Source organism: Bradyrhizobium sp. CCBAU 051011 (assembly GCF_009930815.1).
Taxonomy (GTDB): Bacteria; Pseudomonadota; Alphaproteobacteria; order Rhizobiales; family Xanthobacteraceae; genus Bradyrhizobium.
This window is the reverse complement of sequence record NZ_CP022222.1, coordinates 4704274-4718721: the sequence shown is the minus strand read 5'-3', so window position 1 is coordinate 4718721 and position 14448 is coordinate 4704274. Positions and strand designations below refer to the sequence as shown.

Below are 14448 nucleotides of genomic sequence, written 5' to 3'. Positions count from 1 at the left end.
GCAAGAGGGCCTTTGCCCACTCTACGAACCTACCCACCCGCCCACACATCCAGCACGTAGCGGTTCTCCGTGCCGAGATCGTCGATCCAGCGCAGGCCGGCATCGGCGTCCGCGCCCGACTTTTCGCGATAGATCGCGACCAGAGCCGCCTTGACGTCCGGCTCCATCTTGCCGCCGTCGCCGCAGACATAGACGATCGCGCCCTGCTCGATCAGGTTCCAGACGCGGTCCTTCTGCGCCGCCACCTGGTGCTGCACATAGGTCTTTGGCCCGTCGGCGCGCGAGAACGCGGTGTGCAGCTCGGCGATGCCATCGGCGGCGAAGGCCTTCAAATCATCCGCATAGAGGAAATCCTGTTCGGGATGGCGGCAGCCGAAGAACAGCAGCGCCGGCCCCAGCTTGGCGCCTTGCGCCTTGCGATGCGCGCGCTCTTGCAGGAAGCCGCGGAACGGCGCCAGCCCCGTGCCGGGGCCGATCATGATCACAGGCACCAAAGGATCATCCGGCAGACGGAAGCCGGCCTTGGTCTCGCGCACGGTGGCATGAACGGTATCACCGACGCGGCGGCCGGAGAGATAGTTTGAGCAGACGCCCTTGTAGACGCCGCGTCCCGAACTCGCCGGCGCTTCCACCACGCCGACGGTGACGCTGCAGCGCGCCGAGTCGGACGAGGGCGACGATGAGATCGAATAATAACGCGGCGCCAGCAGCGACAGCATTTCGAGATAGCAGTGGAACGGCAGTTCGCAGGCCGGATGCTCCTCCAGCAGATCGAACACCGATTTGCGCTTGGCGAGGACGTCCGAACGATAAAGCTCTGTCGACGCGGCATCGTCGCCGACATAGGCAAGCAGCTTCGGCTTGGTGATTGGACAGCGCGTGTGTTCCGACATGATCTGGATCTGCTTGCGGGTTGCGATCTGCTGCAGCTCCACGAACTCCGTCAACAATCGCCCGACTGAAACGGCGTCACCGACCGGCAATTGCGCGCGGCGGCCTTCGGCGACATGAAGCCTGACCTGGTCGGCCGGCAAGAAGCCGAAACGGCGCGCGACGGAATCGACCAGCGCCGGGTCGTTGCGCGGCACCACGCTGAGATGGTCGCCGACGCGGTAGGTGATGCCGGGCGGCAATTCCACCTCGATATGCCGGGTCGAACGGTCGGAAGGATTGGCGCCGGCCCTGTTCTGCAGTTCGGAATTGACCAGCACCTTCATCGGCGCGACGCCGCCCTGGGTAACGATCGTGTTGACGGCCGAAGGCGCCACCGGCTCGATCGCGTACAGCGGCGCATCGTCGGCGCTGCGGGCGAAACTGGAATCGACGCCCAACTCCTTCATCGCCGCAGGCGCCGCTGCCGCGAACCATTTCTCGAACTGGCCGTCGAGATCGCTGCGGGCATCGCCCTCGCCTCGGCCATAAAGGCTGCGCGCGCCATGTGCGGCCAACTGCTCGTCGATGATGCGCGGCACGGATTGATAGGTCGCCGCCCAGTCGCTGTTGCCGCAGCCGAACACGGCATAGCGCACCTTGGCGAACGCATCCTTCGGCAGGCCGCTGTCCAGCCATTTGACGAACTGCGTCGCGTTATCAGGGGCAGCGCCGTTGTAGGAAGCGCAGAACACCATCAGCGCGCCCTCCTCCGGCAATTTACCGACGTGATCGTCGAGTGCGCCGAGCCTGGTCGAGAAGCCGTTGACCTCAGCGAGGTCTGCAACTCGCGTTGCCAGCTCTTCCGCGGTGCCGAGGTTGGAGCCGTAGAGCACGAGTAGCGGCGTGTTGTGTCCGGGGCGGGTTCGTGCCTGCGGGGCCGCCGCGTTCGCCGCGGCCACCGCGACCGCAGCGCGGCCGGCGAAGGCACCGCGATCCTTGTCGGCGCGCGGACGCACCTTGATCTTGAAACCATCCGGCTTGACCGTCAACGTTTCCTTCAGGTGCATCTGGTAGCGGTGGTGGTCGATCAGTTTGAAGCGCTGCAGGATCATGCCGATCGCCAGCGCCGCCTCGTGCATCGCAAAGCCGCGGCCGATACAGGCGCGCTGGCCGTTGCCGAACGGCTTCCAGGCGTTGATCGGGCGCTTGGCTTCAGCCTCGCGGCTGAAATTCTCGGGATCGAAGACATCAGGATTCGGACCCCAGACACTGGGGTCGCGATGCAGCGCCATCACCAAGACCGTGATGAACGTGTTCTTCCGCAGCTTGTACTTGCCGCCGCCGATGGTCTCGTCGTTGAGCGGCGTGATGCCGTAGGCCGGCGCCGGCGGCCACATCCGCAGCGCCTCCTTCAACACCTGCGTGATGTAGGTGAGCTGCGTGACCTGCTGATAGGTCGGTTTTGCGTTGATATCGGGCCCGAGTACCCGGTCGACTTCCTCATAGGCCTTCTTGAGGATTTCCGGATGCTTGAGCAGCGCGTAGATCGTGCATGACAATAGGCCACTGGTGGTTTCGTGACCTGCGATCAGGAAGGTGTTGATCTGGTAGCGGATGTTGACGTCGTCAAGCTGCTCGCCGGTGGCGCGGTCGACGCCGGTCATCATGGCGCCCAGCATGTCCTTCTTGCCTTCGGCGGCTTCGGCATTGCCGCGGCGCTCGGCGATGATCTCGTCGACCATCTTGTTCATGAAGACGACGTCCTGGGCCAGTGTCTTGCGCCGCTTCTGCATCCAGAGGTTTTCCAGCGGCAGGCCGCGGGTCATCATGATGGTTTCGAGCGAGCGCACCAGCGATTCCACGAACGGATGATAGTCGCGCCGGTAGAATGAATTGAAACGGTAGTCGAAACCGCATAGCCCGATGGTGTCGAGCGTCAGCGCCGTCATGTCTTGCACGACGTCGATTTCGTCGTCGGGGTTGAGCCGTTCCCATTTCTTGACGAGCTGCTCGGCGATATCGACCATGCTCGGATGGTAGGACTGCATCGCGCGGTTGCCGAACGGCTGCAGCAGGATGTTATGCGCCTTGCTCCAGTTCGGCTCTGACGTGTCGGCTGTGAACAGCCCGTCGCCGCCCACGGCGCGGACACGGCGCAGCGAGCCGCGCACGGTCTTGTCGAAGCGCTTCTCGTCGGAGAGTTCGTCGATCAGGTCGTGGCCGGAGGCGATGACGATCGGCGCACCCATCATGTCGAGCCAGAAGATTGGCCCGAGCTCCTTGGAAAGCTTGACCAGGTGCTGCACCGGCGCGTTCGGATCCAGCGACAGCATGTTGCCGACGACAGGTTTCTTCGGCGGATGCGGAATCGGACTCAATTTGTTAGGGGACGCCATTGTCGAAGTATCTCCTGCCTGCCTCAACCGTCATTGCGAGCGAAGCGACTTGTCCGCCGTAGCCCGTAGAGCGAAGGCGGAAGCAACCCATCGCTCGGCGAAAAGAAAGAATGGATTGCTTCGTCGCTGCGCTGCTCGCAATGACGGCTTGTTATGCGGACCTACCCAAATCTTTTCCTGCGCCATTCGATCAGCTTGCTGCTGACCTCGTCCGGCTTTTCCTGCTGCGTCCAATGGCCGCTGTCGCGCACCAGATACTTCTCCAGATCTGGCACGAGCTTCTCCATGCCATCGGCGGCCGATGGCGGCAGCACGTGATCGTTTTCGGCCATGATCATCAGCGATGGCACCCGCACGGTGTGGTCCAGCCACTCCGAACGTTGCCAATTGCGCGACATGTTGCGGTACCAATTTATGCCGCCAGTAAACCCGGTTTTCGTGAAGGTATCGACGAACACCTTCTTTTCTTCCGGGCTCAGGATCGGCGTGCGCGGATCATGTTTGGCGTCGTAGCCGGCGATCATTTGCGGAAACGCCAGGTTGAGCCTGGGCGAGGCGCCAACACCGGCGACCGGCTGGTCTGCGGGCGTAGTGTCGCGGCGTGGCACCGGCTTGCGCATGAAGGCATCAAAGGTCTGTTCGACTCGGCTGCCGAATATTCGATCGGGTTCGCGCGCCGGGTCCTGAAACTGCACGATATACATCTGGTCGCCAAAGCGCATGCGGAACAGTTCGATGGGATCCGCCGGCGCGCGATCCATGTGAGGGGTATTGACACCGACGACGCCCGCGGTGCGATCGAGATGCCGCAGCGGCATCTGCCAGACGATGAAGCCACCCCAATCGTGACCGACAAAGATCGCCTTGCGGATCTCGAGATGATCGAGCAGGCCGACGAGGTCGCCGGTCAGGTGCTCGATGTCGTAGTCCTCGACCGCTTCAGGCCGGTCGGTCGCGCCATAGCCGCGCTGATCCGGCGCAATCACGCGGATGCCGGCCTCGCTCAAGGCCTTGATCTGGTGACGCCAGGAAAACGCCAGCTCCGGCCAGCCGTGGCAGAGGACGATCGGCGGCTTATCGGATTGGGGCCCCGCCTCGTAGAAGCCCATGCGAATGCCGTTCACGTGGGCGAACTGCAGCGGCGGCATTTCAATCATGTCAACTTCCTATTCAGCTGCACTGGTCATGTTCGGCGGCGGTGCGTATGCCGCCTCCAGCGCTTCAAATTCGACCGGAAGCATGTCGCAGAGGACCTGGACATGCGGAATGATGTTGGCGCCGGCGATGAAGCCGAAATCGAGCTGGTCGCGGTAGCTCTGCACGGTGATGTTGAGCGCAATGCCATGCGTCGAGATCGACACCGGGAAGATGTGCAGGAGCTCTGCGCCGGCGGCATACAGCGTCTGCCGCGGTCCGGGGACGTTGGATACGGTGATGTTGGCTGCCGGCGGCAGCACGTCGGAAAGGTTGGAACGGCTGTAGAGCAGCGCCAATATCTGGGTCACGATCGGCGCGCCCAGCATCGAGAGGTTGGAGACCTGCGGCATCAGCGCTCGCAGCGGATGCGACATCTCCTTCGACTTGGTGGATTGCGCGATGATGGTTTCCAGCCGTCCCTTCGGATCCTCGATATTGGTGGCGATCGAGCAGATCATGCCGAACACCTGGTTGTTGGCGTCGGCATTGCCCTCCTCGCGCAGCGAGATCGGCACCGCCGCCGTCAGGGATTTGTTCGGCAGACCGCCCTGGCTGAGCAGGTAGCGCCGCACCACGCCCGAAGACAGCGCCAGCACGACGTCGTTGAGCTTGCCGCCGGACGCCTTTGCCAGCGCCTTTGCGCGCGACAGCGAGATCGAGACGCCGGCAAAGCTGCGTTCCGACGAGATCGTCTTGTTGAGCATGGTCGGCGGCGAGGCCATGCTGGCCAGACTATCGCGCGATTTCGGATCGGAAATCTTGCCGACCACGTCGGAGAGAGACTTCAGCATCGTCGGCACGCTGCTTGCGAACTTCACCGCAGTTTCGATCTGGAACATGGCGTTGTCGAACAGGATCGAGCCGAGATCGCTTTTTCCCGTACGCGGCAGTTCGAGACTCTTTGGCGCCGCCTTGGCGTCGAACGGCTGGGTCCAGAGCTGCTGGTAAGAATCGATCAGGTTGGCGGCGATGTCGCGCGGCTCCTGCGCCACCCTGCGCGCGCTCGGCGGTTCGACTTCACGCGGCACCGGCGTGATGTCGTAGATCATGCTGGTAAGCGCTGCGCCGGCGCCACCGTCGATGCAGGCATGGTGCATCTTGGAGTACAGCCCGATCTCGTTGTCCTTCATGCCTTCGAAGACATAGAACTCCCAGAGCGGGCGGGCGCGGTTGAGCAGTTTTGCATGCATCCAGCCGACGATGCGTTCCAGCGTCGCGCGATCGCGCGGCGCCGGCAGGCTGGCGCGAAAGATGTGGCGGTCGATGTCGAACTGATCGTCTTCGACCCAGGAGGGATGATCAATGTCGAGCGGAGCCTTCTCCAGGCGCGCTTTCAGGATCGGCGCGATGTGCAGCCGCGAGGCAATCATGGCCTTGAACTCTTCGAAGAAGTCGCCCTTGTAGCCATCGGGCAGGCGGAAGATCGCCATGCTGCCGACATGCATCGGCATTTCCGGCGTTTCCAGATACAGAAACGACGCGTCCAGCGAAGACAGTTTCTTTGCGTCCGCCATGCTTTCCTCCCGCAGTAGATAACGCGGCGCCTTGGCGGCGCTTCTGGCGTCTGGAATGTCTTTGTTATTGGAGCATATCCGAAAACCGCTAGCCATCCCGCATCAATTGCAGGGCGGGATGTTTCGGGATCATGCCCTAGCTCAGGGCGTTTAACTTACGATTGTGCATTTTCAGGGGGGCCGTAGGCAATGGCAAATGGTCCTGATCGGTCAAAATGCTTAAATTCGCCCTCCGTCTGCGCCAGACGGTCGGCCACCGCCCATAATGCCGCGGGGTTGACGCCGAGCCCGATATGGCTGGCGAAGTACACCTCGATGTTTTCGGCGGTTTCCGAGGGACGCAACAGGCTGGTGTGCCAGTTCACGATGCCGTCGGTCCGAGAATAGATCGAGGTCGCTGGCACCGGCAGGTCACCGGCGATCGCCTGACGGATTTCCGGATTGTCGTCGACCGTCTCTCCCGAGAGCGCCTCATACAGACGCGTCGCGTTGGTCGCCCGGATGTCGTTGGCAAACGGGCTACCGAGCGTGATCACGGAGCGCACCATGTCCGGCATCTGCAGCGCGAGATCGCGCGCATAGACGCCGCCGAGACTCCAGCCGACCAGACTGACATTGCGACCGGTCTGGTCATGAATGCGCCGCAGGAGCTCGCGCAACGCACCGCGCTTGGAAGCAACGCCGCCGAAATTGCGGCCCATGTTCCACGCATAGGCGTCGTAGCCGAGCTCTTTCAGGTAGCGCCGCATCGGCGCCATCGAAAGATCGCTGGCAAGAAAGCCCGGCAGCGTCAGCACCGGATGTCCGTCGCCGCGCGGCGCGCGCATCAAGAGCGGCGACAGCAACAGGCTCGAGTTCAGTTCGAACAGCGCCCTCGTCTCGGCCAGCATCAGAAACAGGCTGGGTGGCCGAAGCCTTTGCTCCTCCGTTGCAGCCGCGCTCTCCGCGACCGTCACTTACTTATCCTTCTTGGTCATGCCGCCAAGGCCGGCCATGGTCACGAACATGTCCTGAAATCGCTCGGCGATCTTGGGATCGAACGTGAACCAACTCTGGATCAGCGACTCCGGTGAGACCTTTTCGATGTTGGCCATCACCTGCTGCTGCATCTTGTCCATCACGGCGGTCTGCATCGGCGAGACGTCGGGCAATCCGAAGAACTGCCTGGCCTCCAGCGGCGTGCAATCGATTTCGACGTTAACTTTCATGACCGCTCCTCTTGCTGGCTCCTTGCAGTATCGCCACGATGTCCCGAGTCACGCAAGGACAAGACCCGGCCCCCCGCCCCCTCTATTCCCGATATGGTCAACCAAACCGTTCGATGGCAAACGGCCGGACATCGGCAAACGGGGTCTCGCCGGTCATCATTTCGGCCAGCAGGCGGCCGGTGGCGGGGCCGAGCGTCAGACCATGGTGCTGGTGGCCGAAATCGAACCACAGCCCGTCATGGCGGGGGGCCTTGCCGATGACCGGCAGCATATCGGGCAGACAGGGCCGCGCGCCCATCCAGGGCTTGGCGTCGACCGGCTCGCCCAGCGGGAACAATTTGTGCGCCCGCGGCAGCGCCCGTTCGACCTGGACCGGCGTTGGCGGTGCATCGCGGTGGGCAAACTCGGCACCGGTGGTCAGGCGAATGCCGCGGTTCATCGGCGCCAAGAGATAGCCGAGATCGGTATCCAGCACGGGATGATGCAAGACCGCATTGCCGCGCGGCTTGAGATGCAGGTGATAGCCGCGCTTGACCTGTAGCGGGATCGAATAGCCCAGCGGCCGGAGCACCTGGTCCGACCACGGCCCCATCGCCACCACGACTTCGCGCGCCGTAATGGAGCCTTCCAGCGTCGCCACCCGCCACCGTCCGCCGGACGGCTCCAACGTTCGGGCGTCGCCGACGAGATATCGCCCGCCCTTGCGGCCGAACAATGCCGCATAGGCCTTGGCCAGCCCACCGGGGTCGGGCACAAATCCCGGCGTGGGAAAATGGATGGCGCCGGAGAAATCGCCGGTCAGATGCGGTTCGCGCGCGATAATGGCGGGCCCATCCAGCACCTCGCCGGTGACACCATGCTGCCCGGCGCGCTTGAGATCCTGTACCGCATCCGCAAACGTCGCCTCGGAGCGAAACAGCTTGATCCAGCCGGTCCGCCGCAACAGTTCCGGCACATTGGCTTCCGCAATCAGCGCCTCATGCTCGATCAGGCTGCGCTGGATCAGCGGCAATTCGGCCATCGCGCTGTGCAGTGCACGCTTGGGCGACGACGCGAGGAAATACCGCGTCAGCCACGGCAGGAAGGCCGGCAAGTCCCTGAAATGATAGCTCACCTGCGGCGCGCGAAGGAAAGCGTAGCGCAGGATCTGGCCTACGTCCCGCGGAAACATATAGGGAAAAACCGAGGCGCACTCGATCAATCCGCCATTACCGTAACTGGTCTCCTCGCCGGCGATGTCGTGCCGGTCGATCAGAACCACGTTCCGGCCGCGCTTCTGCAGGTGCAAAGCGGCGCTGACGCCGACCATGCCCGCACCCAGGACGAGAACGTCGGCCTTCAGTTCCGCCATCTGCACTCCGAAAGTTCAATGTAACGTGCTTACACGCACGTCTTAAGGTGAAACTAGTCAATGCCGCACCGCCGCGCAAATCGGCACGCAGTGCGGGGAAATCGTGCTTTGCGCGGTGGCTGGACTTTGGCAACATGGGTCGGCAATATCGGCGGCTAATTGTAGAAATTGCTGATCAAGCGGGGAAATCGAACAAATGTCGGTACGTCAGACTTTGCTTGCAGCGGCCACGGCTTCGATCCTTGCGCTGGCAATGGCGCCCGCATCGGCCCAGACCCTGCGCTATGCCAACCAGGGCGACCTCAAGTCGCTCGATCCCTACACGCTGAACGAGAGCACCACCCACGCCCATCTCGCTCACGTCTTCGAAGGCCTTACCGCCCGCGACAAGGACCTGAAGATCATCCCGGCGCTGGCCGAGAGCTGGGAAACGCCGGAGCCGACCCGCTGGCGGTTCCATCTGCGCAAGGGCGTGAAATTCCAGAACGGCGACCCCTTCACCGCCGACGACGTCGTTTTCTCGGCGGAACGGGTCCGCAAGAAGGGCTCGAATCTGCAGACCCGCATTCCCTCCGACGCCAAGGTCGTGAAGGTTGACGACCACACGGTGGACTTCGTCCTGACCTCACCCAATCCCATCCTCAATTCGCAATGGGATACCTGGTACATCATGAGCAAGAAATGGGCCGAGGCGAACAATGCCGTCGAGCCCACGCCCGCCGCGGCGACGACGCCGAGCTTCGCCTCGCTCAATGCCAACGGCACCGGCGCCTTCTCGATCGAAAGCCATCAGCCCGGCGTCAAGACCGTGTTCAAGGCCAATCCAAACTGGTGGCGCAAACCGGAGCATAACCTCAAGGAAATCGTGTTCACGCCGATCGGCTCGGACGCCACGCGCGTGGCCGCACTGCTGTCGGGCGAAGTCGATGTCATCGAGCCGGTTCCGATCCAGGACATCACGCGGGTCGATTCCAGCCCGAACGCCCAGGTGCTGAAGGGACCGGAACTTCGCACCATCTTCCTCGGCATGGATCAGGTGCGCGACGAGCTGCTCTACTCCAACGTCAAGGGCAAGAACCCGTTCAAGGACATCAAGGTGCGCGAGGCCTTCTTCAAGGCCGTCGACATCGAACTGATCAAGACCCGCGTCATGCGTGGCCTGTCGACGCCTTCGCCGCTGATGATCGCACCGCAATTGTTCAAGCTGTCCGGTGACTTCACGCGCCCGAAACTCGATCCTGACGGCGCCAAGAAGCTCTTGACCGAAGCCGGCTACCCCGACGGCTTCGAAGTTACGATGGACTGCCCCAACGACCGCTATGTCAACGACGCCGCGATCTGTCAGGCGGTCGTCGGCATGCTGGCCCGCATCGGCGTCAAGGTGACGCTGCTGGCCCAGCCCAAGGCGCAGTATTTCGCCAAGGTGCTGAAGCCCGGCGGCTATCAGACCTCGTTCTATCTGCTCGGATGGACCCCCGGCACGCTCGATTCCCACAACGTCCTGTTTGACATCATGGGCTGCCGCGACGATCCGAAATCGGCGCGCGGCGAGGCCAATCTCGGCGGCTACTGCAACAAGAAGCTTGACGAACTCACCGACAAGGTGCTGCAGGAGTCCGACATGAACAAGCGCGATCTCCTGATCAAGGACGCCTACGCGATCGGCGCCAAGGACTTCGCATACATCCCGCTGCATCAGCAGGCGCTGGCGTGGGGCGTGTCGAAAAAAGTCAAGCTGAGCCAGCGCGCCGACAATCAGGTCCTGCTGTACTGGGCCACCAAACAGGACTAGTTGGGCTGCAACACAGGTCCCGGCGGCTTATGGCTTCCGGGACTTTTCTTTATCGAGGCGACAGCGACGTCCGCCGCCGCATCTAAAGAGCAGTGAAAGGAATTCATGCTCGCTTTCACTCTTCGCCGTGCTATCCAGGCCATCGGCGTCATGATCGCGGTCGGCGTCATTGCGTTCTCGATGTTCCGTTTCGCCGGCGACCCCGTCAACCAGATCGTCTCCTTGGATACGCCGGCCGCCGAACGCGAAGCGGTGCGCAAATCGCTCGGGCTTGACGATCCCGTGCCGGTGCAGTTCGCGCGCTATTTCGGCAACGCCGTACAGTTCAAGTTCGGAGTCTCCTATCAATTTCGTCAGCCGGTTTCGAACCTGCTGATGGAGCGGATGCCGGCGACGCTGGAGCTCGCCGCCTGCGCCACCGTTCTCGCCATGGTGTTCGGCATCCTGATGGGCGTCTATTCGGCGCTGCGGCGCGATACGATTCTCACAAAGTTCTTCCAGGCGGTATCGCTGATCGGAATTTCGCTGCCGACGTTCCTGATCGGCATTCTCTTGATCTATCTGTTCTCGGTGACGCTGGGCTGGCTGCCTTCATTCGGCCGCGGCGATGTGGTGCGGATCGGCTGGTGGACTACCGGACTGCTCACGCTGTCCGGACTGAAGGCGCTGATCATGCCCTCGATCACGCTCGGTCTGTTCCAGATGACCCTGATCATGCGGCTGGTGCGCGCTGAAATGCTCGAAGTACTCCGTACCGATTACATCCGTTTCGCCCGCGCCCGCGGCCTGACCACGCGCGCCATTCATTTCGGCCATGCGCTGAAGAACACGCTGGTTCCCGTCATCACCGTTGCGGGGCTGCAGTTTGGCTCGGTTATTGCATTTGCCATCATCACTGAAACCGTCTTCCAGTGGCCGGGTATGGGATTGTTGTTCGTGCAGGCCGTGCAAAACGTCGATATCCCGATCATGGCGGCCTACCTGCTGATGGTGTCGCTGATCTTCGTCACCATCAATCTGGTGGTCGATATCCTTTACACCATCGTCGATCCGCGCCTGCGCTCGACCATTAGCCGTCCGGCATAAGCGAGCGATCCGATGTCCGACGCCGTCGTCCCACACCGAGTTGAACCGAACGCAGCAGCGGCGCGTTCCGGAACGAACTGGCTGAAGCGCGGGCTCGACAGCGACATCTTTTATTCGTTCCGCCGTTCCCGCATGACGATGGTCGCGGCCGCCGTCACCGTCCTGTTCTTCCTGCTGGCGATCTTTGCTTCGCAATTGTCAGTGCAGAACCCGTTCGATCCGGCGCAATTGCAATTGATGAACTCCCGGATCTCGCCGCTGTGGACCGCCGAGGGCCAGAGCCCGTTCCTGCTCGGCACCGACGAGCAGGGCCGCGACGTGTTTTCGGCGATTCTCTATGGCTTGCGGATTTCGCTCGTGGTCGGCGTGCTCGGCGTCATCCTGGCCGGCACGCTCGGCATCACGCTTGGCCTCGTCGCGGGCTATGTCGGCGGCGCGGTCGACGGGCTGATCATGCGTATCGCCGACGTCCAACTCACCTTCCCCGCCATCCTGATCGCGCTATTGGTCAACGGCGTTGCCAAGTCCGTGTTCGGTAACCGGCTGGACGCCATGAGCACGCTGGCGGTGCTGGTGGTCGCGATCGGCCTGAGCTTCTGGGTGCAATATGCCCGCACCGTGCGCGGCTCGGTCATGGTCGAGAAGAGCAAGGACTATGTTGCCGCCGCGCAGCTGATCGGCCTGCCCGCGCCCAAGATCATGCTGCGGCACGTGCTGCCGAACACGATGGGGCCGATCCTGGTGATCGCGACCATCAATCTGGCGCTGGCCATCATCACCGAGGCAACGCTGTCGTTCCTCGGCGCCGGCATGCCCGACACCATGCCCTCGCTCGGCACCCTGATCCGGATCGGCAACAACTATCTGTTCGCCGGCGAATGGTGGATCGTCGCCTTCCCCGGCATCGCGCTGGCGGGGCTGATCCTCTCCATCAACCTGCTCGGCGACTGGCTGCGCGACGCGCTCAATCCAAAGCTCCGATGACCGTTCCTGTCCTTTCCGTGCGCAACCTTGAGGTGGAATTCCTCACCCGCCGCAGCACGCTGCGCGCGATCAACGGCGTGTCCTTCGACATCGCCAAGGGCGAGGTGCTCGGCGTGGTCGGCGAGTCCGGCGCCGGCAAGTCGGTCACCGGCCTTGCCGTAATCGGACTGATCGATCCGCCCGGCCGCATCGCAGCCGGCGAGATCTACCTGTCGGGAACGCGGATCGACCATTTGCCGCCGGAAGAAATCCGCCGCATCCGGGGCAAGCGGATCGGGATGATCTTTCAGGATCCGCTGACCAGCCTCAATCCGCTGTACCGGATCGGCGACCAGATCGTGGAAACTATCAGGACCCACATGGACCTGTCGGAGACCGCGGCGCGCAAGCGCGCGATCGATCTGCTGGCCGAGGTCGGAATTCCCGCGCCGGAAAAACGCATCGACGCCTATCCGCATGAATTTTCCGGCGGCATGCGCCAGCGCGTCGTGATCGCGCTGGCGATCTGCGCCGAGCCGGAATTGATCATTGCCGACGAGCCGACGACTGCGCTCGACGTCTCCGTGCAGGCGCAGATCATCTCGCTGATCAAACGGCTGGGACGCGACCACGGCACGGCCGTGATGCTGGTGACCCACGACATGGGCGTGATCGCCGAGACCTCCGACCGCGTCGCGGTGATGTATTCGGGCCGGATCGCCGAAATCGGCCCGGTGCAGGACGTCGTGCAGGATCCGCTGCACCCCTACGCCAAGGGATTGATGGGTGCGATCCCGACGCTTGCGGGCGAAGAGAAGCGGCTGGTGCAAATTCCGGGCTCGATGCCGCGGCTGTCGGCCATACCGCCGGGCTGCTCGTTCAATCCGCGCTGCGCCTTTGCGTTCGATCGCTGCCGCGTCGAGCGGCCGGAGCCGCTCAAGCAGGGGTCGCATGCCGTGGCTTGCCATCTCTACGATACGGCGCCCAACGAAACCGCGAAGGAGACCGCGGCATGACGGCCTCCTACGTCGATGTGAGAAATCTGCGCCGCGTGTTCGACGTCTCGAAACCGTGGCTCAACCGCGTTCTGGAAGGCGGCCATCTGGAATTTCTGAAGGCGGTCGACGGCGTGACGTTCGATATCCGGAAGGGCGAAACATTCGCCCTCGTCGGCGAGTCCGGCTCGGGCAAGACCACCGTGGCGCGGATGGTGGTGGGATTGCTGCCGCCGAGCTCGGGCGAAGTTGTCATCGACGGCGTGTCGATGACGAATCCGAGGCAGGCCCAGGCGCGACAGCGGTTGCGCCGCCGTATCCAGATGATTTTTCAGGATCCCTATGCGAGCCTCAATCCGCGCTTCCGGGTCGACGCCATCGTCTCCGAGCCGATCCGCGCCTTCGACCTGATCCAGGGCGAGCGCGACATTCGCTCGCGCGTCGGCGAATTATTGAGTGTCGTCGGCCTGCATCCGGACGACGGGCTGAAATATCCGCATGAATTCTCCGGCGGCCAGCGCCAGCGCATCGCGATTGCGCGCGCGCTGGCCTCGGATGCCGAATTCATTGTTTGCGACGAGCCGACCTCGGCGCTCGACGTCTCCGTGCAGGCGCAGATCCTCAATCTGATGCGAGACCTGCAGGACAAATTCGGCCTGACCTATCTCCTCATCAGCCATAACCTTGCCGTGGTCCGGCACATGGCGACCCGGATCGGCGTGATGTATCTCGGCCGTATCGTCGAGATTGCCGAAGGCCGCGAATTGTTCGCCAATCCGCGGATGCCCTACACCAAGATGCTGCTGGGCGCCGTTCCTGATCTGGCGATGTCCGGCCGCCAGCGGATTCCGGTCAAGGGCGAGATTCCCAATCCGATCGACCCGCCGCCGGGATGCGCCTTCAACCCGCGCTGCCCGCTGGCGTTCGATCTCTGCCGGAAGGAAGCGCCCGCCCTGATCGACGGCGTCGCCTGCCACGCCGTCAACCATCCGGTTGAGACTGCCGCCGTGGTATGACCACGGGAATGGGTGCAATGCGTGGCATGCCACTGGTTGGCATTCGGCCTCGCCTGT

The 14448-nt window shown here is 62.9% G+C and carries 11 protein-coding genes; 5 read left to right on the top strand and 6 right to left on the bottom strand.

Annotation, left to right across the window (positions count from 1 at the left end; all coding sequences use genetic code 11):
* Window positions 1-29: 29 nt before the first annotated feature.
* The 6 genes from ACH79_RS22090 to ACH79_RS22065 all read right to left on the bottom strand — a co-directional run bounded on the left by ACH79_RS22090 (window position 30) and on the right by ACH79_RS22065 (window position 8539).
* Entirely contained in the window at window positions 30-3269 is a 3240-nt protein-coding gene (locus ACH79_RS22090; RefSeq protein WP_161852883.1) for a bifunctional cytochrome P450/NADPH--P450 reductase, read from the bottom strand.
* A gap of 161 nt (window positions 3270-3430) precedes the next feature.
* Window positions 3431-4426, bottom strand: a complete 996-nt coding sequence (locus ACH79_RS22085) for an alpha/beta fold hydrolase (protein WP_161852882.1) — start codon at window positions 4424-4426, stop codon at window positions 3431-3433.
* Window positions 4427-4435: 9 nt separating this feature from the next.
* On the bottom strand, window positions 4436-5980 hold the full coding sequence (locus ACH79_RS22080) for a wax ester/triacylglycerol synthase family O-acyltransferase (protein WP_161852881.1): 1545 nt from the start codon (window positions 5978-5980) through the stop codon (window positions 4436-4438).
* Window positions 5981-6135: 155 nt separating this feature from the next.
* On the bottom strand, window positions 6136-6870 hold the full coding sequence (locus ACH79_RS22075; protein WP_246738703.1) for a triacylglycerol lipase: 735 nt from the start codon (window positions 6868-6870) through the stop codon (window positions 6136-6138).
* A gap of 66 nt (window positions 6871-6936) precedes the next feature.
* Window positions 6937-7188, bottom strand: a complete 252-nt coding sequence (locus ACH79_RS22070) for a DUF6489 family protein (protein WP_057839511.1) — start codon at window positions 7186-7188, stop codon at window positions 6937-6939.
* Window positions 7189-7285: 97 nt separating this feature from the next.
* Window positions 7286-8539 carry an FAD-binding oxidoreductase gene (locus ACH79_RS22065; RefSeq protein WP_161852879.1) on the bottom strand — a complete coding sequence of 418 codons (1254 nt, stop codon included), beginning with the start codon at window positions 8537-8539 and terminating at the stop codon, window positions 7286-7288.
* A 196-nt stretch (window positions 8540-8735) separates the two neighbouring features.
* Between ACH79_RS22065 and ACH79_RS22060 the strand changes: the two genes are divergently transcribed.
* From ACH79_RS22060 to ACH79_RS22040, 5 genes are all read left to right on the top strand, one after another.
* Entirely contained in the window at window positions 8736-10331 is a 1596-nt protein-coding gene (locus ACH79_RS22060; protein WP_161852878.1) for an ABC transporter substrate-binding protein, read from the top strand.
* Between the two features lie 105 nt (window positions 10332-10436).
* A complete protein-coding gene (locus ACH79_RS22055) occupies window positions 10437-11417 on the top strand; it encodes an ABC transporter permease (protein ID WP_057854029.1) in 981 nt (326 codons plus the stop codon).
* Window positions 11418-11429: 12 nt separating this feature from the next.
* Window positions 11430-12401 carry an ABC transporter permease gene (locus tag ACH79_RS22050; RefSeq protein WP_161852877.1) on the top strand — a complete coding sequence of 324 codons (972 nt, stop codon included), beginning with the start codon at window positions 11430-11432 and terminating at the stop codon, window positions 12399-12401.
* Window positions 12398-13396, top strand: a complete 999-nt coding sequence (locus ACH79_RS22045; protein ID WP_161852876.1) for an ABC transporter ATP-binding protein — start codon at window positions 12398-12400, stop codon at window positions 13394-13396. The genes ACH79_RS22050 and ACH79_RS22045 overlap by 4 nt, the downstream gene beginning before the upstream one ends.
* Entirely contained in the window at window positions 13393-14391 is a 999-nt protein-coding gene (locus ACH79_RS22040; RefSeq protein WP_161852875.1) for an ABC transporter ATP-binding protein, read from the top strand. The genes ACH79_RS22045 and ACH79_RS22040 overlap by 4 nt, the downstream gene beginning before the upstream one ends.
* The last annotated feature ends 57 nt before the right edge of the window (window positions 14392-14448 follow it).